Annotated in this window: 19 protein-coding genes, 3 tRNA genes and 1 pseudogene; 12 read left to right on the plus strand and 11 right to left on the minus strand. The window is 59.1% G+C overall.

Annotated features, from left to right (window positions below; translation table 11 throughout):
• Window positions 1-479 precede the first annotated feature (479 nt).
• From KI797_RS08815 to istB, 3 genes and pseudogenes are all read right to left on the minus strand, one after another.
• Window positions 480-1,460, minus strand: coding sequence for an IS5-like element IS5 family transposase (locus KI797_RS08815; RefSeq protein WP_026141181.1), 981 nt, complete (start codon window positions 1,458-1,460; stop codon window positions 480-482).
• A gap of 40 nt (window positions 1,461-1,500) precedes the next feature.
• Window positions 1,501-2,232 (minus strand): J domain-containing protein, encoded by a 732-nt coding sequence (locus tag KI797_RS08820; protein WP_226172613.1) that lies wholly within the window; start codon window positions 2,230-2,232, stop codon window positions 1,501-1,503.
• A gap of 181 nt (window positions 2,233-2,413) precedes the next feature.
• A pseudogene (gene istB / locus KI797_RS08825) lies at window positions 2,414-2,618 on the minus strand (IS21-like element ISAs29 family helper ATPase IstB); the annotation flags it as partial.
• Window positions 2,619-2,869: 251 nt separating this feature from the next.
• On the opposite strand from istB, the gene KI797_RS08830 reads away from it, so the two are divergent.
• The 9 genes from KI797_RS08830 (at window position 2,870) to KI797_RS08870 (ending at window position 15,737) form a co-directional block, all read left to right on the plus strand.
• Window positions 2,870-4,126 (plus strand): hypothetical protein, encoded by a 1,257-nt coding sequence (locus KI797_RS08830; protein ID WP_021140988.1) that lies wholly within the window; start codon window positions 2,870-2,872, stop codon window positions 4,124-4,126.
• Complete coding sequence (locus tag KI797_RS08835) at window positions 4,123-4,731, plus strand: condensin complex protein MksE (RefSeq protein WP_005330555.1); 609 nt, start codon at window positions 4,123-4,125, stop codon at window positions 4,729-4,731. The genes KI797_RS08830 and KI797_RS08835 overlap by 4 nt, the downstream gene beginning before the upstream one ends.
• Window positions 4,728-7,490, plus strand: coding sequence for a coiled-coil domain-containing protein (locus KI797_RS08840; protein WP_005330554.1), 2,763 nt, complete (start codon window positions 4,728-4,730; stop codon window positions 7,488-7,490). The genes KI797_RS08835 and KI797_RS08840 overlap by 4 nt, the downstream gene beginning before the upstream one ends.
• Window positions 7,487-8,359 carry a hypothetical protein gene (locus KI797_RS08845; RefSeq protein ID WP_021140990.1) on the plus strand — a complete coding sequence of 291 codons (873 nt, stop codon included), beginning with the start codon at window positions 7,487-7,489 and terminating at the stop codon, window positions 8,357-8,359. Before KI797_RS08840 ends, KI797_RS08845 begins: the two co-directional genes overlap by 4 nt.
• A 155-nt stretch (window positions 8,360-8,514) precedes the next feature.
• Complete coding sequence (locus tag KI797_RS08850; protein WP_021140991.1) at window positions 8,515-9,459, plus strand: hypothetical protein; 945 nt, start codon at window positions 8,515-8,517, stop codon at window positions 9,457-9,459.
• 309 nt (window positions 9,460-9,768) lie between these two features.
• Window positions 9,769-11,592, plus strand: coding sequence for a DNA recombination protein RmuC (gene rmuC / locus KI797_RS08855; RefSeq protein WP_005330548.1), 1,824 nt, complete (start codon window positions 9,769-9,771; stop codon window positions 11,590-11,592).
• Between the two features lie 250 nt (window positions 11,593-11,842).
• A complete protein-coding gene (locus KI797_RS08860; RefSeq protein ID WP_021140579.1) occupies window positions 11,843-12,274 on the plus strand; it encodes a hypothetical protein in 432 nt (143 codons plus the stop codon).
• A gap of 311 nt (window positions 12,275-12,585) precedes the next feature.
• On the plus strand, window positions 12,586-13,170 hold the full coding sequence (locus KI797_RS08865) for a class I SAM-dependent methyltransferase (RefSeq protein ID WP_005330546.1): 585 nt from the start codon (window positions 12,586-12,588) through the stop codon (window positions 13,168-13,170).
• Entirely contained in the window at window positions 13,167-15,737 is a 2,571-nt protein-coding gene (locus KI797_RS08870) for a DEAD/DEAH box helicase family protein (protein ID WP_226172615.1), read from the plus strand. Before KI797_RS08865 ends, KI797_RS08870 begins: the two co-directional genes overlap by 4 nt.
• Before the next feature lie 108 nt (window positions 15,738-15,845).
• On the opposite strand, the gene KI797_RS08875 is transcribed toward KI797_RS08870, so the two are convergent.
• From KI797_RS08875 to KI797_RS08890, 4 genes are all read right to left on the minus strand, one after another.
• On the minus strand, window positions 15,846-17,063 hold the full coding sequence (locus KI797_RS08875) for a J domain-containing protein (RefSeq protein WP_104453005.1): 1,218 nt from the start codon (window positions 17,061-17,063) through the stop codon (window positions 15,846-15,848).
• A gap of 164 nt (window positions 17,064-17,227) precedes the next feature.
• Window positions 17,228-17,303 (minus strand) — tRNA-His (locus tag KI797_RS08880).
• 124 nt (window positions 17,304-17,427) lie between these two features.
• Window positions 17,428-17,504: transfer RNA gene (locus KI797_RS08885), tRNA-Arg, on the minus strand.
• A gap of 36 nt (window positions 17,505-17,540) precedes the next feature.
• A tRNA-Pro gene (locus tag KI797_RS08890) sits at window positions 17,541-17,617 on the minus strand.
• A 203-nt stretch (window positions 17,618-17,820) separates the two neighbouring features.
• Here KI797_RS08890 and folD point away from each other — a divergent pair.
• Complete coding sequence (gene folD / locus KI797_RS08895; protein WP_005326697.1) at window positions 17,821-18,678, plus strand: bifunctional methylenetetrahydrofolate dehydrogenase/methenyltetrahydrofolate cyclohydrolase FolD; 858 nt, start codon at window positions 17,821-17,823, stop codon at window positions 18,676-18,678.
• Between the two features lie 100 nt (window positions 18,679-18,778).
• On the opposite strand, the gene KI797_RS08900 is transcribed toward folD, so the two are convergent.
• From KI797_RS08900 to KI797_RS08910, 3 genes are all read right to left on the minus strand, one after another.
• Window positions 18,779-19,942, minus strand: a complete 1,164-nt coding sequence (locus tag KI797_RS08900) for a trans-sulfuration enzyme family protein (RefSeq protein WP_226172617.1) — start codon at window positions 19,940-19,942, stop codon at window positions 18,779-18,781.
• Between the two features lie 125 nt (window positions 19,943-20,067).
• Window positions 20,068-21,096, minus strand: a complete 1,029-nt coding sequence (locus KI797_RS08905; protein ID WP_226172619.1) for an isopenicillin N synthase family dioxygenase — start codon at window positions 21,094-21,096, stop codon at window positions 20,068-20,070.
• 397 nt (window positions 21,097-21,493) lie between these two features.
• Window positions 21,494-22,132, minus strand: coding sequence for an NAD(P)-dependent oxidoreductase (locus tag KI797_RS08910; RefSeq protein ID WP_226172621.1), 639 nt, complete (start codon window positions 22,130-22,132; stop codon window positions 21,494-21,496).
• Between the two features lie 101 nt (window positions 22,133-22,233).
• Between KI797_RS08910 and KI797_RS08915 the strand changes: the two genes are divergently transcribed.
• On the plus strand, window positions 22,234-23,136 hold the full coding sequence (locus KI797_RS08915; protein WP_226172623.1) for a LysR family transcriptional regulator: 903 nt from the start codon (window positions 22,234-22,236) through the stop codon (window positions 23,134-23,136).
• A gap of 59 nt (window positions 23,137-23,195) precedes the next feature.
• On the opposite strand, the gene KI797_RS08920 is transcribed toward KI797_RS08915, so the two are convergent.
• Window positions 23,196-23,936, minus strand: a complete 741-nt coding sequence (locus KI797_RS08920) for an SDR family oxidoreductase (protein ID WP_226172625.1) — start codon at window positions 23,934-23,936, stop codon at window positions 23,196-23,198.
• Window positions 23,937-24,177: 241 nt separating this feature from the next.
• On the opposite strand from KI797_RS08920, the gene KI797_RS08925 reads away from it, so the two are divergent.
• On the plus strand, window positions 24,178-25,089 hold the full coding sequence (locus KI797_RS08925; protein ID WP_226172627.1) for an AraC family transcriptional regulator: 912 nt from the start codon (window positions 24,178-24,180) through the stop codon (window positions 25,087-25,089).
• Window positions 25,090-25,121: the final 32 nt, after the last annotated feature.

Here is a 25,121-nt window from a genome sequence, read left to right on the forward strand (position 1 = left end):
ATGTTTTTCACACGCTAAAGGCGGTATTTAACCTTGATCCTCAGGTATGGGTGTCGCACTTTCGATTCAAGGGGCCATTAAAACAAGGTGTAACGAGTTTCAGCAGGAGTGCACTGGGGTTGGCGCAACAAAAGCCAAGGCAGCGATGGTGCGTCGGTTGATCGTCTCTGTCAGTGAGTCCATGATTGTTGCGATCGCTTCACGGGAGCTCACAAGTTCGCACCCGCGTTCGCTTCTTTAAATACCTTCTTGAATTGATGAGCACGAAATTTTGCCAATCTAGCCGAGGTTTCTCGGGAAAATTTGCAAATGCAGTGATGGTGTCATACCAAGGGAAGGTGCGAATAAGCGGGGAAATTCTTCTCGGCTGACTCAGTCATTTCATTTCTTCATGTTTGAGCCGATTATTTCTCCCGTAAATGCCTTGAATCAGCCTATTTAGACCGTTTCTTCGCCATTTAAGGCGTTATCCCCAGTTTTTAGTGAGATCTCTCCCACTGACGTATCATTTGGTCCGCCCGAAACAGGTTGGCCAGCGTGAATAACATCGCCAGTTGGTTATCGTTTTTCAGCAACCCCTTGTATCTGGCTTTCACGAAGCCGAACTGTCGCTTGATGATGCGAAATGGGTGCTCCACCTTGGCCCGGATGCTGGCTTTCATGTATTCGATGTTGATGGCCGTTTTGTTCTTGCGTGGATGCTGTTTCAAGGTTCTTACCTTGCCGGGGCGCTCGGCGATCAGCCAGTCCACATCCACCTCGGCCAGCTCCTCGCGCTGTGGCGCCCCTTGGTAGCCGGCATCGGCTGAGACAAATTGCTCCTCTCCATGCAGCAGATTACCCAGCTGATTGAGGTCATGCTCGTTGGCCGCGGTGGTGACTAGGCTGTGGGTCAGGCCACTCTTGGCATCGACACCAATGTGGGCCTTCATGCCAAAGTGCCACTGATTGCCTTTCTTGGTCTGATGCATCTGCGGATCGCGTTGCTGCTCTTTGTTCTTGGTCGAGCTGGGTGCCTCAATGATGGTGGCATCGACCAAGGTGCCTTGAGTCATCATGACGCCTGCTTCGGCCAGCCAGCGATTGATGGTCTTGAACAATTGGCGGGCCAGTTGATGCTGCTCCAGCAGGTGGCGGAAATTCATGATGGTGGTGCGGTCCGGCAAGGCGCTATCCAGGGATAACCGGGCAAACAGACGGATGGAGGCGATTTCGTACAGAGCATCTTCCATCGCGCCATCGCTCAGGTTGTACCAATGCTGCATGCAGTGAATGCGTAGCATGGTTTCCAGCGGATAAGGTCGCCGGCCATTACCAGCCTTGGGATAAAACGGCTCGATGACTTCCACCATGTTTTGCCATGGCAGGATCTGCTCCATGCGGGACAAGAAAATCTCTTTTCTGGTCTGACGGCGCTTACTGCTGAATTCACTGTCGGCGAAGGTGAGCTGATGACTCATGATGAACCCTTTTTCATGGCTCCAGATGACAAACATGATCTCATATCAGGGACTTGTTCGCACCTTCCCTAAACAGCCATTCCATATGGTCCTCTTCCTCATCCCACCTCATTTGCTTCTGATCCCAGCGGGCCGCCAGATAGGGTTTGAGGGTCTGTAGGGTGGTGATCTCGGCCAGCTGGGCAGTCAGGTGGTCGATATCACGCAGCAAATAGTCCCGATGTTCGGCAAAGGCCTGCTCGGTCTTTTTCTTGGATGATTGCTTGAATTTGTGCAGCACCGCGTCCATTAGCCCGTCTTGCCCGCCGTAGTAGCTGACTTCGAGCTCGCGTAGCTGGCGTTTCAGCATCGGGTTGAGGTAAGCGAGGTTCTCGTCACTGAGCAGGTTATCGAACTCGGGCAGGTGGGTGTGGGCCAGCTGCAACAGGGTGAACATCTCTTTGTTTTCCCAGGCCTGGCTGAGTTGGCCCATGATGCGGGTCTTTTCCGCCTGCATGACGGGGTCGGGTTCCCGATCCGGGTGCAGCGCCAGGGCGAGCTTGCGATAGAGCTGCTTGAGGCTGGATTTGCTGAACAACTGTTCGATGCGCGCCTCTTCCTCTTGCTCACGACGGGTGCGCGCGTGGGCAAAAGCATCTTGCTGCTCAGTGCCGAAGAGAGGCTCATCGGCAAACAACTCATCATCGTCGAAGCGGGCATCCTCTTCTTTATCGACGGTGTTGCACTCTTCGGCCATATGCTGGCTGTCACCGCCGATGTAAAAATGACCCACTAACGCCGGAGTAAAGTTGACCCACCTGGGCCAAGATCGTGGCTTTGGAGCCACGCCCATGTTGACCCAGGAGTTATCAGTGGAAATCAGAGTGTTGGCCCTGCGTATTCCGGTGAAGTTGAACAGTGATTCCGGCCAACGTGAACACCCTGATCCTTAACGCGCTCATGTCATCTCGTTTCTAACTCGACTGTTCAGATTGGGTCAACTCACTTCTCCTCTTTCTCATCGATTCTCCCTTCAGTGACAGCCGGTGAGCGTTGTGCATCAGCCGGTCCAGGATCGCATCTGCCAGGTGTGTTGTCCCCCAAGCTCGCGTACCACTCTTCCGTTGGTAGTTGACTGACCACTACCGTCGAGTATTTTCCATACCGATCATCCATGATCTGCCTGCTGGAGGCGTGATCCAAGCCAACATCCTGGCGGTAGTCCGGCCCACACTCAGCGTTTGAGCATTTGCAGCAATGGCGGTAAGGGAGACCGGAGTCGTCAGATATCTGCTTGAAAAAACGACATGTAGAAGTATCCAGTATTGTTGCCAGCTGGGTTGCTTTCTATGCTCTTGTGGTCAAATGACGCCAGCCGTCCATCGTATGATTCTTTGGACTGGGGCCAAGGGAGCGAACAAGGATACCGAATGGCAAATCCCAAAAGTCTGATATTCCAACTGCATAAACATTGGGACGTCATCGAAGCATTGGTTCGGGCTTCGCGGGAATGGCCTGCTTTCGATGAGGCGATGGTGCTGAGGCTAATTGGCAAGTCCAGCCGGGGCAGTGACAGCGAGCCTGAGTGTGGAGAAATCTTGCGCAGCCTATGTAGCAGCGATGTCCTGCAGTGGCTTGAGCGAACCGATACCCTGCAGGTCAACCCCTTGGTGCAAGAGTTTGCGCGGGGGCTGTTACGTGAGCATGAGTTAGGGCTTTCTGCCGTGCTCAAGGCGCGTATCGAGGCCATCAAACAAGCGACAGCACAAATACTGGAAGGTTCTGAACCACTCAATCCCGATTATTTGCGTCAGGGCTCAGCCAAGATGTCAGACCTGTTGCGGCAGATCAGTTTGCAATTGGATCAGGATCGCCATGCCATATTGGAGCTGGCCGAACAGGCTAAATCCGCGGATGCAGCCATGCCAATAGCGCAACGTTATCGCTCAGTGCTTGAAGCCTATGACCAGTATGTGGAGCCCATGAACGAGATGATGGACTCCGGGCTTGCGGGCAACTTCTATCCCTTTCTGGAGCAGGCGGAGAGGGCTCTGGATCGGGCTGTAGAGGCCATCACCATACAAGGTGGGCTTTATACCCACCAGTTACAGTTGCGTCAGGTTTCTTATCAAGCCAAGGAGTTGCAGCGGTTGGGAAGATTGGTAGCCCAGCAATGTGCCGCCACCTTGCTGCCGCTGCGTGAAGAGCTGCGCGAGCATAATGGCCTGTCTGCCGCCATCAGCCAGTTGTTGGGGCGTGTGCGCAAACGTGGCCTCACGCGAGCTCTGCCGTTGCGCAATACGAAGGGGGCCTTGCCTGTCTGGCGGCAGGAGCGACCGCGACGCGTTAGTGTAGGCTTCGAGGTCAAGGATTTTATGGCCAGCGCCCTGGCGTACATACCGGAACTCATCCGTTTCCCGACGGAGGTCCCCTTCGACGCCTCACTGGTAGAGCCCATTGATGACGAGACCCTCAAACAACACCTGCAAGAGAGCCTGCCAGTGGAGAACCTGATGCTCTGGTTGCTACAGCATTATGGCGAGCAGCCGGATGCCACCTTGTTGCGACTCTACCACGAACTGGTGCGTGAGCCTCTTTGGCTGGCGAGCCTTCACCCAGATAGCACCACAACGGATTTGCAAGAGGTGCTGGTCAGTTATCACCCCTACAGGATCCAGAGATCATGATTACCTCTATTTCGCATCTGGAGTCGCTCGGTGCCCTGAGTGAGCTGTTTCGCCTGTTCAACAGCGGCAAGCACCTCAACCGGGTGGCGGAGCCTGCCCTGTGGGCCGAGCTGGAGCGGTGTCAGGAAAGCTATCAGGCTATTTTTGCCGCCCTGGGGTTTGAGCTTAAAGTCGAGCCACGTGGCTATGCCTGGTTTCATATCGAGGAGTCCGGCAGCCAAGCCAGCAAGACTAGCAAGCGCCTGGCGTTGTTATGGATGTGCTTGTTTGATACCCAGGCTGATGAGGGCAGACCCTTGTCCCGCTTTACGGAGTGGCGGGTAGACAAGGCCTTGCTGGCCAAGGCTCACGAGCATCATCAGGAGATCCTTGAGGCCGAGGGGTTGGAGCTGGATGGCTTCATCGCGTTGCTGGACAGCGCGGTCAAGCTCGGATTTGCGTTGTCACTTAACGGTTATTGGCAGTTATTGCCGGCGGTCTATCGCTATCTGGAACACTTCGAATCGTTGAGCGCATCTGGCCAAGACGATTCATTCGATGAGCCGCAGGGTGGCGAGGAAGATGAATCGGCAGAGGTGGGTTTGGATGAGGAGGAGGAAGCATGATCCAGTACGGGTTTGAGCGTCTGGTATTGTTGGGCAGTGCCGGGTATCAGAGAGCCGAGTTGCCGCTGGATGCTGCCGTCTCACTCATCGCCCCCAATAACACAGGTAAAACCAGCCTCATCAACGCGCTGCAGTTTTTATTGATCATCGACCAGCGACGCATGGACTTTGGCGCCCACGATCTGGAGAAGTCCAAACGATTCTACTTCCCCAACAACAGCGCCTACATACTGCTGGAAGCCTGTCTGCCAGAAACGGGGACCGTGGTGCTGGGATGTGTCGGCAAGGGGGTTAGCCATGACTATCAGTACTTTGCCTACAAGGGAGCGTTGGATCTGGATGATTATCGGTTGGACGGCGGCGCTCTGGTGGCGGAGCCCCAACTGGTAAACCACCTGGCCACGCGCCAGCGGCTGGTGTTTGTCTACAAGAGTCCCAATGATTTTCGCGATGCCCTGTATGGTGGTCGTCGCAAGCGGGCCGCCAGCGAGCCCGATTTCACCCTCTTTCATCTGGAGCATCAATCGGATGCTGCTGCCTATCGACAGGTCCTCACTCGTACCTTACGGCTGGATAGGCTCACCTCGGCCGATGTCAAAAATTATCTGTTGGAAATCTTCAAACGGGACTTGTCGGATGCGGCCATCGACTTTCGGCAAGAGTGGGAAAAGGCATTTAGCGAGGTCAATAGTGAACGGGCTCAGTATCAGGCGGCGGTCAATCAGTCTGCACGGATCCTGAGCTTGGCCAAACAAGTGCAAGAGCGTTTGACGCTCAGAGGCAAGCTCATCGTCTGGTGCCCACAGATAGAAGAAGACCTCAAGCAGTGGCACTCCTACTATGAGTCCACAGCAGAGGAATTGGCAGCCAAGGTGTTGCAATGCGAGACGGCACAAAAGCAATCGGGGAGCCGTATTCAGGAGCTGAGTGTCGAACGGCTCGTAAAACAGCAGTCCCATACTCAGCTGCTGGCGCTCAATCAGCAGCAAGCGGAGCTGGAGCGTCGGTTTACCCTGCTTTCGGGACGTGAGCAACTTGAAACACAGCTGGCGGCGGTCAAGGAGAATTTGGAGGCTCAGATCACCCTGCTGGGGCAGGTCAAGAGCCGCAGCGTAGAGGACATAAGGCGAGATTTACGTCGGCAACAGCAGTTGTCGATGAGCCTGCATCGGCAGCAGGAGACCTTGACCGACAATCTCTATCGACACATGGCTGATCATCTGAGTGAAGAGGAGTTACTGCGACTAAACCGGGTGCTCCAGGCCGGAGTGATGCAGCTAGGACCGGCAGATTTCGAACTGGATATGCCCCGGTTGAAACAACAGTTGTCACAGACGCCGGGCGAGACGCTGATGCTGGCTGGCCTGCGCATCAACCTTCATCGGTTGCATCCCCAGTTTCAGCAACTCAGTGAAGCCGAGCTGAAGGAGCAGATCAGGGATACCGACAGGCATATCGCCAGTTTGGAGGTGCAGCAGCAAACAGCCGAGCAGCGCCACCAGGCCGAGGCACACAAGCAACGATTAGAGCAGGAGCAGCAACAACTGCGGCAGGAGCTGGCCGACTTCGACACCTGGCAGCATCTATTGGCCCAGAGTGACCAGCGAGCAGAGCAATTGATAGCCCATGAACAAGAGCTGGATAGGCTACAGGCTGAGCTGGCAGCGATTAACCAGCAGCAATTGAGCTTGGTTGATCAACTCAATGCTTTGCGACAAGCGCAGATGCGACTGGATGATGAGCATAACGGCATCGTCACCATGCGTAACCAGCGCGAGGATCAGGGGCCAGAATTCGGTTATCTGGAATCTCTTTCCTACCATCCCTGGCTCGGGGGAGCCACCAGAACGCTGGATACCCTATATACCCGTTTGCAAGAATTCCAGACCGATAGTCGTCAATTGTTGGCGTTGAACAGCGCGTTGCAGCGCGGTTTGCAGGATTTGCACGCTGGCGGACTCACCAAGTATGAACACTGCCCGACTCAGGACGAGGAGTGGAGTCGGATCCTCGATTTCCATCAGATGTTGCCAAAAGAAGCCGAGGCATTGGAGAAGAAGGCCCGCAGTGCCGTGATCAATGTCACCGCCAGCCTGAAACAGCTCAGACAGGGGCTGAATGCTTTTAAGGCGCAGATGCGGGGCTTTAACCGGCTGGTGAGTCAGCGTCAACTGTCCGACCTCAGGGTTTTCAAAATCGAGCCCAGGGATGAAGCACACCTGGTGGAAGCCATCGAAATTCTGCTCGATAAGTCCGCTCAGGTGGAGACGGGGGAGAGCTTCGATCTGTTTAATCAGCAAAGCGTGCTGGATGATGTGCGATTGGATCGCGCCAAACAGACCTTGTTTGATGAGGGCAATGCCCGGCAAGGGCTCCGTGTCGCCGATCTGTTTCGCCTGGAGTTTGTGATAGGTAAGCAGGATCAGCAGGAGGAGTCCTTCACCGAGATAGACAGTGCGGCCTCCAACGGCACCGTATTGATGGCCAAGCTGGTGACCGGGCTGGCCATGCTCCACCTGATGCATCACAAGAACAAGCGCATCCGCACCATCTGTTATCTGGATGAGGCGCTGGCGCTGGATACCCGCAACCAGAAAAATCTGATCGATGTGGCGGCAGAATTCGGTTTTGCCCTGATCTGCGCCTCGCCAGCTCCGTTGACCACGGCACGCTATTGCGTACCTATCCATCACCATGCCGGCAAGAACCATATCAATCGGCAGAGCTGGCTGGTGCTTGCTCCCAAGGAGCGACCATGAGCCGTAGTTTGATCGCCGCCTTGCGCAAATTGCGCCAAGCCCCTGGAGGAGGGCTTGCCAGCTCTCAATTGAGCGAGGGGCAGCGACGTGAGCTGAGCAGCTTTGCCCGCGCTACCGGCAGCATACAGATGCGGCCCGAGGGCAGGGGTGTCGTATTTGAGATAAGGCTGCCCGCCGTGGTGGAACACCAGTGGCGACAACTGGTGCCGATAGAGCAAGCCGAATTGGTCGATGGTCTGCCACGCCGAGCGCGTAACATCGCCGCAACTCGCCGTAGCAAGGGGGCAGATCATGGGCATGAGTTCAGCTATCTGCTGTTAAAGGCCGGTCCCGGTCAGGTGGCGTGGCGAGACGATAAAGACAACCGGCTGGACTTGCGACTGAGCACCGATCAACTGGGCGTCGCCGCTCTGACTGTGCACGCCGACAGCACCTGGTATACCGAACATCCGCTATGGCTTGTGGAAAATCAGGCGCTGTTTGACCAGCTGGACTGGCTACCCTGCGCCCAGCCCGCCAGTGTTGCTTATTACAGTGGCCAATTGCCCAACACATTGTTGGATTGGCTCGCCTTGCGCCAGCGGGCGCCTGCGATCCACTTCTTTCCCGACTACGACGGAGTGGGTCTGCTCAACTTTGCCCGGCTTCGCAGCCGTCTTGGCCACAGCGTGGCCCTGTGGTTGATGCCCGAGTGGCCATCTCGTCTCGAGCGTTTCGGTTGTACCACGCTTTGGCAGGATACCCAGCGCGAATTCAACGCCATGCTGGCACACCCTGCGACAGCCGATTTCGACGTGGAAGTGAAGCAATTGATCCGGTCAATGCAAGCCAGCGGGATGGCGCTGGAGCAGGAAGCCGTGTGGTTGTGAGGAACTGCCCCGTCCGTCTCGCCTGCCTCTTATCTGTCTATTAGTTTGAAAATATCTGCTTGAAAATACGACATGTGCAAAACCCCAGTATCGAAGCGGCTTTGCTCGAACGATATAGTCATCTGGGTTTTAACTGATGACTTGGGAGATAAAGGATGAAGGCGGCGACACGGCATGATTGGCAAGGGTTACAACCATTGCATCGAGATGCGCTCACCCTTCCGCTGAGCCTGCGCTTTCGCGATGAGCAGATGGCCAACATCCGACAGGGATTTATCCCTCCGGCGATGGAGTACAAATGGTTCTGCTATTTCGAAGGAGAAACTCTCCACCTATACCGGAGCTGGACGGGGAGCAAGGCGGCGGAAGTGCTCTTTGTTCGTGACAGTGAAGGTTGGTGGCTGGCATCGAGAATGCGGTTGTCGCTGGATCCTGATCATTTCGGCTGGTCTTTGGAGGAGGCCAAATCGATCATCGAAAGCGAAATTGCCTTTTATGCCGCCGGGCAAGTCCCCGCCGATGGCTTTGCGCAGATGCTGCAAACGGCGTCCCAAGCGGGTTATTTCGGCTCGCCCAGCGTCGTGCATGAATTGCTGTTTCCCTTCTTCCATTGTCTGCTCTGCAAGGGGGTGGCGCCGCATATCGAGGGCATCCCAGCGCGAAGCGTTGCCGATGTTGTGGAGGAAAATAAACGGGTAACGCGTGCGATCAGCAGGCAGACTGGGGAGGTGCACGGCCTGGAGGCGTGGCGCACGGCGGAGCAACTTGGCAAGGCCCTCATCCATTACTTCGAGTTGGATGAGGGGTGGCACGCAGGGGAAGATCTCGCCTTCACGCTCAGTGAGGGGCTGGCTGCCGTCGGCATTCAGGTATCCGAGGTGATCCTGGCCTTTATCCATGCGCCATCTCCCACGCTGGACGGCCTCATTCAGTATTTGAAGGTGATACAGGACTTTGTGGTCAGCGTCATGATGGGCACTAACAGCGCCTATTACCCGGATCTGGTGTTGGCGGATTTCAGCTGGGCGCGTCGCAATGAGTTTGCGGCCCAAGGCCGCGCCATGAGCCACGCGCGAGCGGACGAAGAAGACGTCGAATAGGAAGATGAGCCAACCCCGGGGACCGCATACCATCCCAGCCCGTCGACAAGCTCGACGCCATGCTCAAAGGTGCGGCCGACAAGCCTGTGAACGTCGCCATCCAACGGGATTTTTAATAAACATTCTGCTCAGTTGAGCATCAGCAGGCGGGAGTGTGAGTCACCATCGGTTTCCATGAAATCGGGCGTGTTAGCCTGTTGCACAGTAGTGGCCAGCATAGGCATTGACGCGATTATCGTGGTTATCGCCGGGCAAAAGCACTATTCGCACCACTTACATCTGCCTTTCAAGCACGCTTAAGGAGTATTCATGCAAATCAGCCAGTGGACTACGGAGATCATTGTCATCAGCGTCATCATTGCAGTCGCTTGCTGCGTGATTGGCTACTTTGTGGCGGCGCTGCGCCACGGCAACCGGCTCGGTCAGCTCACTAGCCAACTGGGGCAGGCACAGCAGGCACAGGGCTTGCTGACACAGCAATTGGCACAGGCTCAGGAGCAGCTCAAGGCGGCGGAACAACAATGTCATGGGCAGCAGGTGGAGGCCGGCAAGGTGCAGACCCAGCTAGAGGGTGCCAAAGAGCAGCTGCAAGAGTTGGCGACGCAATTGAGCGAACGTAAGGCTGCCAGCGAGGCCTTGCAGCAGCAGTTGAGCGCGGCCAAGGAGCAGCAACATGACGCGGAGAAGCGTCTGGAGACGGCACAGGCCGAAAACCGTGGTCAGAAAGAGCAGATCGCTGACTTGCGTGAACGCTTGAATCTGGCTGATGGGCAAAACCGAGCAGCCCATGATGAGATCAGCCAGCTCAAGGATAAGTTGGCCAATGAAGGCAAACATGCGCAATCCCTGCAGAGCGCGGAGCGCGAAGTCCGTGAACAACTGGTGGATGTCAAACAGACCCTGAAAGAGCGTGAGAACGCCATTCTCGGCCTGCAGGAGCGGTTGCATCAGGTTGATAACGAACACACCGAGCTCAAGACCACGCTGCAAAAGCGGGAAGAGCACTTCCAGGAGCAGCTGGGTCAACTTGCCGATGCCAAGAAGACACTGGCACAGGAGTTTGAAAACCTCGCCAACAAGATTTTCGACGAGAAGGGCAAGGCGTTCACTCAGAGCAGCCAGATCGGGATCGATAGCCTGCTCAAGCCATTTCGCGAGCAGATCGAAGGATTCCAGAAACGGATCAACGAGGTGCACGATGTCTCGGTGCAAGGCAGCGCTCAGCTCAATGCCGAGATCCGGAAGGTGCTGGAAATTGGTCTGAATATGAGCAAGGAGGCCAACAACCTCACGTCGGCCCTCAAGGGCGATTCCCAGCAGCGCGGAGCCTGGGGGGAAGCGCAACTGCGCCGCACACTGGAGATGAGTGGCCTGATTGAAGCGGCCCACTACGAAGTGCAGAGCAGCTTCAAGGATGCGGAAGGCAAGCACAAGCAGACCGACTATCTGATCAAACTGCCGGATGGCAAACACATCATCATCGACAGCAAGGTTTCTTTGGTGGCTTATGATCGGGCGGTAGCGGCCGAGAGCCCAGAGGCGTATCAGCTGGCGATGGCAGAGCATCTCAAAGCGGTGCGCAAGCATATCGACGATCTGGCATCGAAGGATTACATCAACTTGATTGGCATGCACAGCCCCAGCTTTGTGCTGATGTTCATGCCGATTGAACCCGCCTATATCGAAGCGTTGAAGCACAACAAGGATTTGTTCGAGTATGGATACAACAAGGGCATCGTACTGGTCTCACATACGACCCTGATCCCCATCCTGCGCACGGTATCAAATCTGTGGATGATCGAACGCAGCAATACGGAGGCCCGCGAGATCAGTGAAAAAGCCGGCGACATCTACAACCAGGTCTGCCTTGTTGCCGAACGTCTGAGCAGCTTGGGCGGCACGCTCAACACCGCCAGCAATCACTACAACAACACGGTCAAGGCGCTGGTGGGCAAGCAAGGGCTGTATGGCAAAGTGGAGAGATTCAACAAACTCTCGGCGAAGGCCAGCAAGACACTGCCGCAACTGGACGCCATGCATATGGACTTCGAACAGGATCGGTTGTCATTGATCGTCGAGGCTCTGGAAGAGCCCGGCACGATTGCCATAGAGGAAACGGCGCCGACGGCATAGTCGTTTAACGATGCAGATCGCGTAAAACAATCAAGGCGCTACACAGGCGCCTTGATTGTCTGGGTTGCAACCCATTGCCATCGTCGTCCAGCAGACCCCGCCGATAAACGCCGGCTCGGTGATCAGACACCCCGCATCTGCTCCAAAATGCGACATGTGTATGTAACCAGTATCGGCATGGGTATTGAGGCGGCATATACTGGACCCGCTTGAAGAGAGTCCCAGTCAGCCCCAACCAAGGAGCATGTTTATGTCACCTTCGTTACCCCCGCTCGGCGTATTAGCTGGTGCCCTGTTACTGCTGGTGGTCCAGAGTGCCGGGGCCGCCGACTGTACCTATCGCAAAGACAGCCTCGGTAATACCCGCTACCAGTGTGATGATGGCAATAGCGGCACCCTGCGCAAGGACAGTCTCGGCAACGTCAGGGATTCGCAAAGCGGCACCACCTGGCGCAAAGACTCTCTCGGCAATGTGCGCAGCAGCGAAGGCACCACTTACCGCAAAGATAGTCTAGGCAATGTACGGGTCAGCAATCCCAGCACCGGCGAGACCGTCACCTGGCGTAAAGATAGCCTCGGCAACCTGCGGTCCTCCAATGGCACAACTTGTCGCACCAACTCCTTGGGGCAAGTTAGATGTGATGGGCAGAGCACACCGCCAGCAGTGTTGGGCGCAAAGTGAACCCAGACTGTGGTTCTGATCTATTAGACCGCCATGATGAATCGCTGACGCAGCGTACATCTTGGCCAAATAGTAGAAATGATCGATTTGGTGATCTGGCTTCATAGAGCTACCGTGCTCTCAGGCTTAGAATAACACTCTTTTTGATAGCATGAACTGAGCGCCCTTAGGGTCAATAGAGCATTTATGAATAGCGAAGAAGGTGCCAGTTGGTCTTCCCGTACTGCGGATTGTCTGAAATGGCACTGACTCGATTTTTTACCCCTAACTCTCTGTTAATCTGAGCGTTTTCTGCTAGGTGCCTGCTTAATATGTCTATCGATTACTACAACCAACACGCAGATAGCTTCGTCGAAGGCACGCTGTCGGTCGATATGCAGCCGCTTTACCAGCGCTTCCTGCCTCTGCTCGCTCCCGGCGCTCATATCGTCGATGCGGGCTGCGGCTCTGGTCGGGACAGTCTCTACTTCCGAGAGCAGGGCTTTCAGGTCACTGCGTTCGATGCCAGCGCGGAGCTGGCCCTGCGCGCCGAGCGCCTGCTTGGTCAGCCGGTGCAACTGTGCCGTTTCGATCAGTTCGTGGCTCCCGCGCCGGTCGATGCCATCTGGGCCTGTGCCAGTCTGCTGCATGTTCCCCGTGCCGAATTGGATGCCGTAATGGTCCATCTGTGCCAGCAACTCGCCGACGGTGGTCTGCTCTATTGCTCGTTCAAATATGGGGTAGACGAGACCGAGCGCGATGGCCGAGCCTTCACCCAGTTGGATGAGGCGGGGCTGCAAGCCCTGATAACGCCGTTGCCGCTGAGCGAGGTCGAGATCTGGCAGACTGCGGATCGACGCCCCGGCCGCGAGCAGGAGTGTTGGCTTAACGCCATCGTGCGCAAGGTCGGGTCATGAGTGCACCCGTGCTCATCAGCGGGGGAGAGGCGGGGGATCCGGAGTTCAACGATCCCCTGTTGCCACATCTGCTGGACGCCATCGCCCGTTGTGGCGAGGGTAGCCGCATTGAGTTGTGTGTCTCCTTTATTCGCCAAAGCGGGCTGGTGTTGTTGCGCGGTGCCCTGCACGAGGCGCTGGCGCGAGGAGCACGGCTTCGGGTGATCACCTCGGACTATCTGGAGGTGACCCAGCCGGTGGCGCTGCGCGAGTTGCTCAAATTTGATCCCGCTCGCTCTTGCGCGCTGATCTACCAGAGTCAGGGCAATCGCGGTTTTCACCTCAAGTCCTATCTGTTTGTCCAGCACGCAGCCCAGTACCTAGGCCAGCAAGTTGGCCAGGAAGGGTCGCCAGCGGTGCTCGGTGGTCAGGCGTTTCTCGGCTCCAGCAATATCTCTGCCGCCGCCCTTACCGAGTCGCTGGAGTGGAACTGGTCGCTCAGGGCTGAGCCGAGCGGACCCAGCGAGCCGCATCACAGCCTGCGTCAGCTCGCGGCTCAAATCGAGCGGCTGGCGCAAGACGCGCGGGTCGTGCTCCTTACCCACGACTGGATAGATGGCTACCTCGCTCGCTATCGGCAGAGCGCGCTGCGGGAGTTGCGGGTGCTCACCGGGGATCATCGCAGCAGCGCCGAGCAGCTGCGTGAAGCCCCCATCCCCAACAGCGTGCAGCAAGAGGCGCTGATGGCGCTGCAAGCCGCGCGGGCACAGGGGCATAAACGGGGCGTGGTGGTCATGGCGACCGGCCTTGGTAAGACTTGGCTCGCGGCTTTTGATGTGCGCCAGATGCAGGCGGCCCGCCTGCTGTTTGTTGCCCATCGGGAGGAGATCCTGACCCAAGCGCGCCAGACCTTCTTGCACATGGCGCCGCAGGCAAATTCTGGCCTCTATCACGGTCAGCAGCAGGATGAGGCCGATTGGTTGTTTGCCTCCATCCAGACGCTGGGCAAGAGTCGGCATCTGCTGCGCTTTGCACCGGATCACTTCGATTACGTGGTGGTCGATGAGTTTCATCATGCCGCCTCACCCTCCTACCGGCGCTTGCTAAACCACTTCAAGCCCCGCTTCCTGCTCGGGCTGACCGCGACCCCTGACCGCACCGATCAGGCCGATATTCTGGCGCTGTGCGACAACAATCTCGTCTTTGAACGGGGGCTGGCGCTCGCCATTGAGCAAAAGATGCTGGTGCCGCTCACCTATCACGGCATTTTGGATGACACTATCGACTATGCCGCGCTGCCTTGGCGCAACGGTCAGTTTGACCCCCATGCGCTGGAGAGTGCCTTCGCCAGTCAGAAGCGGGCTCAGCACGCCCTTAGCCAGTGGCGACGTTTACGCCAGCAGCGCACGCTGGCCTTCTGCATCTCGACCCGTCATGCCGATTTTATGGCCAGCGTCTTCCAGCAAGCCGGAGTGCGGGCGGTAGCCGTCTATGCGGGCTCCCGTCAGGGGCGACAAGCCGCCCAGGAGCAATTGGCCGCCGCCGAGCTCGATATCATCTTCTCGGTAGATTTGTTCAACGAAGGCACCGACTTGCCCGCCATCGATACCGTGCTGATGCTGCGTCCCACCGAGTCGCGCATCGTGTTCCTGCAACAGTTGGGGCGGGGCTTGCGCCTCTATCAAGGCAAAGAACGCCTGGTGGTGATCGATCTGGTGGGCAATCACAAGGCATGTCTCTACAAGCCTCAGCTGCTGCAAACGCAATTGACCTACTCGCCAACGCACGCAAACAGGGCGATGACGCTGGCGGCAGGTTGTTTTATCAATCTGGATCCCAAGCTGCTTCCGTTGCTAGCGCTGTTAAAAAGGCAGCAGCAACCGACTCTGCTTGAGACCTATCAGATCCTCAAGGAGTACCTCGGTTATCGTCCCACTGCGCGGCAAACCTGGGTTGCCCGGCTGGGTGAGCAACTGCGTTTCGATACCCAAAAACAGGGGGGCTGGTTTGAGCTGCTCGCCCAAGCGGGCGATCTGGGGGAGGAGGAGCTGCGCGTGCTGAACCGGCACGGCGACTTTCTGCGTGCGGGGGTGGAGAACACCGCGCTCAACAAGAGCTTCAAGTTGATCCTGCTATTGGCCTTGCTCGAACTCGACGGTCTGCGTGAGCCACCCACCTTGGCAGCGCTGGCCAGCCACTCCCGTTACCTGTTCGAGCGGCATCCCGAGCTGGCCCGTCTCGATCTGCCGGCCAAGCAGCAAGCCCTGAGCGCCGACAGCCCGGCTTGGCTCAGTTACTGGAAGAGCAATCCGATCAAGTTCAGCAGTGGCGGCAATCCAGGCGCCAAGGGGGAGTACTGGTTCGAGGTAAGGGAGGATCGCTTCTGCCTACGCTTCGCGGTGAGTGAGGAGGATATCGATCCTCTGCATCGCATGGTGCAAGAGCTGCTGGACTTGCGTCTGGCCCAATATCAGCAGCGCAAAATCGCATCGGCAGCCGCCATTTCCCCTGAGCCCTTCACAACTATCCACGATGAGGAACAGGCGCTGGCGCCTGATGCCAAAGCGCGTCAGGTGACCCTGATTTAAGGCTGGCTATCCGATAGCACGATCAGTGTAATAACCAGCAGTGTGAAAACAATCAAGGCGCCAGTGGCGCCTTGATTGATTGATGAGATGGTCGGTCACCGCTGGCCGTTACCTAAACAGCCATTCCATATCGTCCTCTTCCTCATCCCACCTCATTTGCTGCTGATCCCAGCGGGCCGCCAGATAGGGTTTGAGGGTCTGCAGGGTGGTGATCTCGGCCAGCTGGGCAGTCAGGTGGTCGATATCACGCAGCAAATAGTCCCGATGTTCGGCAAAGGCCTGCTCGGTCTTTTTCTTGGATGATTGCTTGAATTTGTGCAGCACCGCGCCCATTAGCCCGTCTTGCCCGCCGTAGTAGCTGACTTCGAGCTCGCGTAGCTGGCGTTTCAGCATCGGGTTGAGGTAAGCGAGGTTCTCGTCACTGAGCAGGTTATCGAACTCGGGCAGGTGGGTGTGGGCCAGCTGCAACAGGGTGAACATCTCTTTGTTTTCCCAGGCCTGGCTGAGTTGGCCCATGATGCGGGTCTTTTCCGCCTGCATGACGGGGTCGGGTTCCCGATCCGGGTGCAGCGCCAGGGCGAGCTTGCGATAGAGCTGCTTGAGGCTGGATTTGCTGAACAACTGTTCGATGCGCGCCTCTTCCTCTTGCTCACGACGGGTGCGCGCGTGGGCAAAAGCATCTTGCTGCTCAGTGCCGAAGAGAGGCTCATCGGCAAACAACTCATCATCGTCGAAGCGGGCATCCTCTTCTTTATCGACGGTGTTGCACTCTTCGGCCATATGCTGGCGCGCCGCATTCATCATGTACTCGTTCAACCGATCGGGGTTTTTGAGCATCTCGCGCAAGGTATCGATGTCATCGGGGCAGTGGCCACAAGTCTCCATCAGCATCTGGGTAAGAACGTCACACTGATAGTCGAGCTGTTCGTCATCCATGTGCAGGGCGGTATTGGTTTGGATTTGGTGAAAGAGGGGAGCCAAATCCATCTCGCCACGAAACGGATTGGACTCGATATAGCTGATGAGATCGTGGATCCAGTGGTGCAAGGTCTCCCGCTGCCACAGGGTAAAGCTCTTGCGAGCCGTAAAATCGACCAGGCGCTTGGCGAGGGCAAAGATGAGCTCGCACTGTTGACGCTCAAGGGGTTCTATTTCGCTGGTGAAACGCTGATAGATATCGCGGCCGTTGAGGGCTTGCTTGTCGATCTTTGCCTGTAGCTTTTCGAGCGCTTGCCAGTTGCGGTGGAAGAGATCGAGGGCGGGGTTGCCCGTCGCGGGGGAGGGCTGGCGAGCGGGCTGCTTGCGACCCGGATGACGAAGAGACATAGGCCGCCTCCATGGGCGTTAATTGATTCGCTAAAACAAAAAACCGGCGCGGGGCCGGTTTATCGCCGCGCATAAATTGCGCGAAGTCTGCCTTGCTGATGAGTTGCCGGCCATATTCAAGCCTTTCATTTCTTTCGCAACAGATAGCAACAACAGAGAAATAATGGGGTGGCTGATGGGGCTCGAACCCACGACAACCGGAATCACAATCCGGGACTCTACCAACTGAGCTACAGCCACCACTGAAATCATCGCCATTTTGTGTCTGCCAAGGCGTGGCCAAGGTCATCTTGAGATAATCTGCCGAATGGACGATAAGTCACACTCTTCGTCAATAACTCAATGATTTAAAACACATTTTAAATGGCGCGCCCTGCAGGATTCGAACCTGCGACCCACGGCTTAGAAGGCCGTTGCTCTATCCGACTGAGCTAAGGGCGCTCTGTATCGAGCCGCCACAAGACGTCTCGATGAACCTGGTCGGTGATAAAGGATTCGAACCTTTGACCCTCTGGTCCCAAACCAGATGCGCTACCGGGCTGCGCTAATCACCGAAATCTCATCGTCCAGCATACCGGGGGCGGTACGACTGGGCAACGGGCGGGCATCATACCCAAGCGTCAAAGTCAGCGTCAACGACTTTTTCCACCAGTAAATTCAAATGCCTACTTATTGCCCGCCAGGCGAGAGCCGCTAACACCTGCGCCAAAAAAATGCGACAATGCGCGGCAGTTGAACACATGGTGAGTGAAGAACGATGTCTGCCAAAATCATTGATGGAAAACAGGTTGCGCAAACGATTCGCAATCAGGTCGCCGAACAAGTCCAACAGCGGTTGGCACTGGGCAAGCGGGCACCGGGTCTGGCGGTGATCCTGGTGGGGCTGGATCCGGCGTCCCAGGTCTATGTGGGCAGCAAGCGTCGTGCCTGTGAAGAGGTGGGATTTGTCTCCCGCTCCTATGATCTCAGCGCCAATGCGACCCAGGAAGAGTTGCTGGCCCTGATCGACCGGCTCAATGAGGATGCGGAGGTGGACGGCATCCTGGTGCAGTTGCCCCTGCCGGCTCATTGCGACACCACCCAGGTGCTGGAGCGCATTCGTCCCGACAAGGACGTGGATGGTTTCCACCCCTACAACGTGGGCCGTCTGGCACAGCGCATCCCGGCGCTGCGTCCCTGCACCCCCAAGGGGATCATGACCCTGATCGAGGCGACTGGCGTCAAGACCCACGGTCTGCATGCTGTGGTGGTCGGTGCCTCCAATATCGTCGGTCGCCCGATGACGCTGGAGCTGCTGCTGGCGGGTTGCACCACTACTACCTGTCACCGCTTCACCCAGGATCTGGAAGCCCAGGTGCGCCGTGCCGATCTGCTGGTAGTGGCGGTGGGCAAGCCGAACTTCATCCCGGGGGAGTGGGTCAAGCCGGGGGCCCTGGTGATCGACGTGGGGATCAACCGCCTGGCCGACGGCTCCCTGGTGGGGGACGTGGAGTTTGAAACGGCGCGCAATCACGCCGCCTTCATCACCCCTGTGCCCGGTGGCGTGGGGCCCATGACGGTGGCCAGCCTGATGGAGAACACCCTGAGCGCCTGCCAGGATTATCACGACGCCTGAGCAGGGCCCCTTCCCGCACCCGGGAATGGATGAGAGAAAGGGAAGGCCTGGCCTTCCCTTTTTTATTGCGCGTGGCGCCGGTCGTGCATGCGGCTGAGGGTCAGATCAGGGCCAGCGCCGCCGCCAGATCGGCGATGAGATCGTCGGCGTCTTCCACCCCGATACTGAAGCGGAGGAGATCGTCGTTGACCCCGGCGGCGAGGCGGCTCGCCTCGTCCATGGCGGCGTGGGTGGTGCTGGCCGGATGGCAGGCCAGGCTCTCGAGATCCCCGAGACTCACCGCCTGTACGAACAGCTGCAGGTTGTCGAGCAGGGTGGCGCAGCGCGCAAAGCCGCCCTCCAGCTCTATGCTCACCATGCCGCCAAAGCCGCTGGCGAAGGCGCCGAGGGCGTCGTGACCCGGATGGCTGGCAAGCCCCGGGTAGATCACCTTCTTCACCGCCGGGTGGGCGGCGAGGAAGTCGGCCACCTTCTGGGCGTTGTGCAGGTGGGCATCCATGCGCAGGGGCAGGGTCTTGACCCCGCGCTGCAGCAGGTAGGCCTCCTGTGGCCCGATGGGGGAGCCGATGTGCTTGAGGGCCACGGTGCGTACCGACTTCATCAGCGCGTGGGAGCCCGCCACCACACCGGCGATGATGTCGCCGTGACCACCGAGGTACTTGGTGCCGCTGTGCATCACCAGATCGATGCCGAGCGCCAGCGGGCGCAGCAGATAGGGGGTGAGGAAGGTGTTGTCACAGACGCTGATGGCGCCCACCTTGCGGGCCGCTTCCACCACCACCCGGGGATCCACCACCTTGAGGGTGGGGTTGGTCAGGGTCTCGAACAGGATCACCCTGGTGGCGGGGTTGATGTTGGCCAGCAGATCCTGATCGCTGTCGTAACTCGTGATGGTGATGCCGGCCCGGCTGAAGGTCTGTTTCAGGAACGCATCGGTGCCGCCGTAGAGGGGGCCGACATAGGCCACTTCATCTCCGCTGCTGGCCAGGGCATAGAGGATGGCGCTCACCGCCGCCATGCCACTCGCCACCACCAGCGCCTCGTCGGCGCCCTCGAGGGCCGCCAGCTTCAGCTCCAGCTCGGCGGTGGTGGGGTTGCCGAAGCGGCTGTAGATAAAGCCCGGGGCCTGGCCTGCGAAGCGCTCCTTGCCCGCCTGGGCATTGACGTAGCTGAAGGTGCTGCTCTGGTAGAGCGGTGTGGTGAGGGCGCCGGTCTGGGGATCGATCCGCTGGCCGCTGTGCACGCTCATGGTCTTGAATTTCATCGTTTTGCTCCGTGGTCGCCAGGCTATGGCGTTGTTGTTCTGGTGTGGAAATCGGTGGACGGGGCCACACTGGCGCCCCTGTCCTGTGGTCGGGATGGCGGCTTGTCGCCACCCCCTTGATGGTGTCAGGCCGGTATCGGCTCCTGCGCTACCCTGTGTTGCTGAGCATAGTGGCGCGCCGCCACATCGGGGTGAGAGCGCAGCCTGCCCTTGAGCACGTTCTCTCCCACCTGATAGAAGAGGGGGTTGGCGGGGTCGCTCTCAGGGCCTTGTGCCTGCGCAGCCAGCTCGGGGGAGAGGGTGAGCAGCGGCACTGTGGCATCGAGCCTCGCCGCCATGAAGAAGGCGCAGGAGAGACGCGAGACCCCGGGGGGCGGGCTCTGCACCCGGTGCAGGGTCGCCTTGAGGTAGCCGTTGGAGGCAAGCTCCAGCAGCTCGCCGATATTGACCACCAGGGCGCCGGGCAGGGGCGGCGCGGAAATCCAGCCGCTCGCCGTCTCCACCTCGAGGCCGGAGTGATGGTCCTGCATCACCAGGGTCAGGTAGCCGGGATCCTTGTGGGCGCCGACCCCCTGGCCGCTACCTCCCGCTTCCCGTCCCGGGTAGTGAATGAGCTTCATGTGCTGATAGGGGGCGCCCTGGATGCTCTCATCGAACACCCCGGCCGGTTGCTCCAGCACCTCGGCAAAGGCCGACAGCAGGGTGAGGGTGATATCGCTCAGCCGCGCCTGCCACGCCAGCAGTTGTGTCTTCATCTCGGGCAGGGCCGCGGGCCACTGGTTGGGGCCTGTGAGCCGCTGCCAGGAGTGGCTTATCTGCACCAGGGGGAGGGCCTGCTCCTCGTTCATGACGTCGAACTGCTCCCGCCTGTCCGGCCGCTCCCGGGTGAGTTCGGCCCCCACCAGGTTGTAGCCACGAAAGTGAGGGGAGTGCACCATCTGCACCGCCAGCTTCTCCTGCAGGGGCAGGGCGAAGAAGCGTGCCGCCAGCGCCAGGGTATCCCGTTGCTGCGCTTCGCTCAGACCATGGCCTGTCAGATAGAAGAAGCCGATGTCGCGGGCCGCCCGGCCAAGCTTGGCCAGCATCTGGCGACGTTGCTCGGGGGCGCCATTGATCGCGGCATAGTCGATGATGGGCAGTGATGAATGTTCCATGTGCATCTCCTCACTTGCCGGATGTCGGGTGCAGTCCCGAGGATCCGGTACAAAGACGGCGGTGTGGCTCGTGGCAGGACTCGGGTCCGTGGCTCACGATGGCACCATTTGGGTTTAAGGGGATGCTACTGTTCGGGGTTATAAGGTGGAAGCAACAAAATATTCTTAGTTATATACAAAAGTCGAAATAGAATTCGATCTCTTTGGGGCAGCCTGTCGATTGCACGGAGAAAATGCGCCCCTGGCGATCGCCTTGCCCATGAATCCTCCAGGGGCAGGGAAGGCGCAGTGCCCGCGGGAGGCGAATGAACAAAGGGGAGGCATCAGCCTCCCCTTGGGTAGTGTGGCGCAGAGGATAGAGGGCGAGCGCCCGCCCAGCGCGCCCAGATCAGCCTCTTCAGTAACCCAGAGTGAAGCGCTGGCGCAGGTGAGCCGGTGTTTCCGCCTCGTTCAACACCCCATCCGCCAGATCCCCGACTGTGATCCCGGCAGGCTTGTCGCCGCTAAAGAGCACCTGATCACCCCCGAGACGGTAGCTGCCGCGCTTCTCGCCGGGTTCGAGGAACACCGGCGGGGAGACGAAGCGCCAGTCGAGGGTCGTTTCGCGGCGAAGGGCCGTGAGACCGTCGCGGGCCGCCAGTGCCCCTTGCTTCCACTCGGCCGGGAAGTCCGGGGTATCCACCAGTTGCACTCCGGGGGCTATCTCCAGGCTGCCGGCACCGCCGACCACCAGCAGCCAGCTGTGGGCGGCGTTGGCTGCCTTGACGATGGCGCTGGCGCCCTTGAGGTACTGATCATGGATATCCGGGGCACTCCAGCCCGGGTTGTAGGCGCTGATCACCCTATCGTGCCCCTTGAGCACGTCGGCCAGCGCCTGCGGGTCCTGGGCATCGACCGCCACTGTGGTGACCTGCGGATGGGCGGTGACCTTGCTGACGTCACGCACGATGGCGGTGACGCTGTGGCCACGGCTGACGGCCTCGTTGAGGATGGCTGAACCGACAAAACCGCTGGCACCTATGAGGGCAATCTTCATGAATATCTCTCCTTCACTGTGGGAATGAGGCTATCCTACGCCCCCGGATGTGATTTAATAATCCACTGTAAATTGCATTCACTTGTAAGCTGGATTTAATAATGGATCAGCTCAGACGTTACGCCATCTTCGCCGCCGTGGTGGAGGCGGGCACCATGACGGGGGCCGCCAAGGCCCTCGGCATGACCCCCTCCGCCGTCAGCCAGCACATTGGCCAGCTGGAGAGCCTGCTCGGCCTCACCCTGCTGCATCGCTCCACCCGTCGCCTCAGCCTGACCGAGGCGGGGGAGGTGGTGTGGCAGGGGTGCCAGTCCCTGCAACAGACCCTCAACCAGACCGAGCTGCGCCTCTCGGAAGTGCGCGACAGCCTGCTCGGGGAGGTGCGGATCACCGCGCCCGTGGGGATGGCGGGCCAGCCGCTGGCGCTGGCCTTGTCGCCCCTGTTGCAGGCCCATCCTGGCCTGTGCATCCAGATCATCGCCGACGACGAGAAGCGGGATCTCATTGCCGAGCGCATCGACGTGGCGCTGCGGGTCGGCTCCCTGCCGGACTCCACCCTGGTGGCCCGCAAGCTGGGCCAGACCCGGATGCTGCTGTGCGCCGCCCCCGCCTACCTGGCGCGCAAGGGGACGCCGCGCACCCCGGCAGATCTGGCCGCGCACGATTGGCTCTGCGGCGACATGCTGGGGAGCGGCTTGCTGCTCCTTGACGAGCGAGGGGGCGAGCACAGGGTGAAGTGCAAACCCAGGGTGCAATGCAACAACGTGCTGCCCCTGCGCCAGTTTGCCCTGGCGGGGCAGGGGATTTCCCTGCAACCCGAGGGGGAAATTGCTGAGGATCTCGCTCAGGGCCGCCTGCTCGCCTTGCTGCCAGGCTTTCGGGTGCCGCCCATGGAGATCCACGCCATCACCCCCCAGCGGGAGATCCCGGAAAAGGTGCGCCGGGTGATCACCGCCCTGCGCAGCCATTTCGCCGAATCAGGGGGGACGGCGCGCCTCTTGTAGCAGGCCAAAAGCAGGGGGCAGCCCGTTGGCTGCCCCCTGTGGATCCTGCTTATCTCGCGTTACTTCATGTAGAGGCTGCCGTTGATGGCCAGGGTCTCCCCCGTGATATAGGCCCCTGCTTCGCTGGCGAGGAAGGCCACGGCGGCGGCAATCTCCTCCGGTTTGGCGAGGCGGCGCATGGGAATGTCGGCCTTGATGCTGTCGAGGATGTCGCTGCGGATCGCCTCCACCATGGGGGTGGCGGTGTAGCCGGGGGCGATGGCGTTGACCGTGACCCCGAAGCGGGCGCCTTCCGCCGCCAGCGCCTTGGTGAAGCCCAGCATGCCTGCCTTGGCCGCCGAGTAGTTGACCTGACCGAACTGCCCCTTCTGGCCGTTGACCGAGGAGATGTTGATGATGCGGGCATCGCGCTGCTCGCACATGGCGTCGAACAGCGGCTGGGTCACGTTGTAGAGGCTGCACAGATTGGTGTGGATCACCTCGAACCACTGATCCGGCACCATCCGCTTGAAGGCCCCATCCCGGGTGATGCCGGCGTTGTTGACCAGCACGTCCACCCGGCCCTCCTCCTGCAGCAGGCGGCCCAGGGTCTCGCGGCACATGGCGGTGTCGGCCACATCCAGCGCCAGCAGCCGCACCCGATCCGGCTGATACCCCTGCTCCTGGTACCACTCCCGTGCAGCGGCGGCATTGATGCTGGAGTGGGTGGCGATGATGCGATACTCCTGGGCCAGCAAGGCGGTGGTGATGGCGGATCCGATGCCGCCCCGGGCTCCGGTGATCAAGGCAATCTTCTTCATGGTTGCACTCCCTGCAATTTGGCTCGAATGAGAGCCAGATGATCGATGCCAGACAACTGATAAATCTGTTTTCAAACAATCTGACAGAGGAAGGCGTCACTTTTGTGACAAGAGGGAGGGCAGACCCCACCAGAAGGGGGAGGTGGCGCCGCCAGCCCCCTTGCTCCCGGCACGGCGGCCATGTTTAATGTGTACTCCTGAACAGAGGCTGATCCTCTGCAGGCAGAGACCAGCACCCGGCATGACAATCACCACATCTTTCGCACCTTCCGACCCGGCGCCACGGACGCGTCCCCATTTCACCCGCATCGAGCGGGTGCTCGACTACATTCACGCCCACCTGGATCAGCCCCTGTCGCTGGAGCAGCTGGCCGAGCAGAGCTGCTGGTCGCGCTGGCAGTTGCAGCGGGTTTTCTTGCACGAAACCGGCCAGACAGTGGCCCACTATGTGCGCGAGCTGAAGCTGAGCCTGGCGGCGGAGGCGCTGCTTTCTGGCCGGCAGCGGGTGCTGGATCTGGCGCTGAACCATGGTTTTGGCTCCGAGGTGAGCTTCAGCCGGGCCTTCAAACAGCACTTTGGCTGCTCGCCCCTGGCCTATCGCAAACGGGGCCTGCGGCTGGGGCTGCGTACCCCCCTGGTACGGGTCCCCATGTCGCTGACCAGTCCCCCCAGGCTGGTGCAGGTGCGGGTGGAGAGCCGGCCGGGATTCACCCTGCACGGCGTCAGGGGGGAGATCCGGGGCCTCTTTGCCGAAGACCCGGACTTTCAGCAGACGGTGCCTGCCATCTGGCGTGCCTGGCGCGAGGCGGGGGGGCTGCCATTGACCAGCGAACTGCTTGGCGTGGTGGACGTCTCTGGGGCGGGGGAGCGGCTGCCTTACTGGGCCGGGGTGGCGGCAGAGGAGGGGACTGAACCTCTGCCCGGGTTGGCGTGCCTTCGGGTTCCGTCCCAGGAGTATGCGGTGCTGAGCCACCAGGGCCCCATCGAGCAACTGGGGCCGAGTCTCAACTGGTTCATCCAGCACTGGCTGCCAGCCTCCAGCTATCGCGGGCTGGATGGCTTCGAACTGGAACGCTATGCCCCGGGTTTTGACGGTCGGAGAGCGGATGCCTCCATGGAGTATTGGCTGCCCATCGTTCCCTGCCCGGGTTGAGCGTGCACGTCTTCACTCAAGTCCTCTATCCC

It is taken from the genome of Aeromonas media, from assembly GCF_020423125.1.
Classification (GTDB): Bacteria; Pseudomonadota; Gammaproteobacteria; order Enterobacterales; family Aeromonadaceae; genus Aeromonas; species Aeromonas media.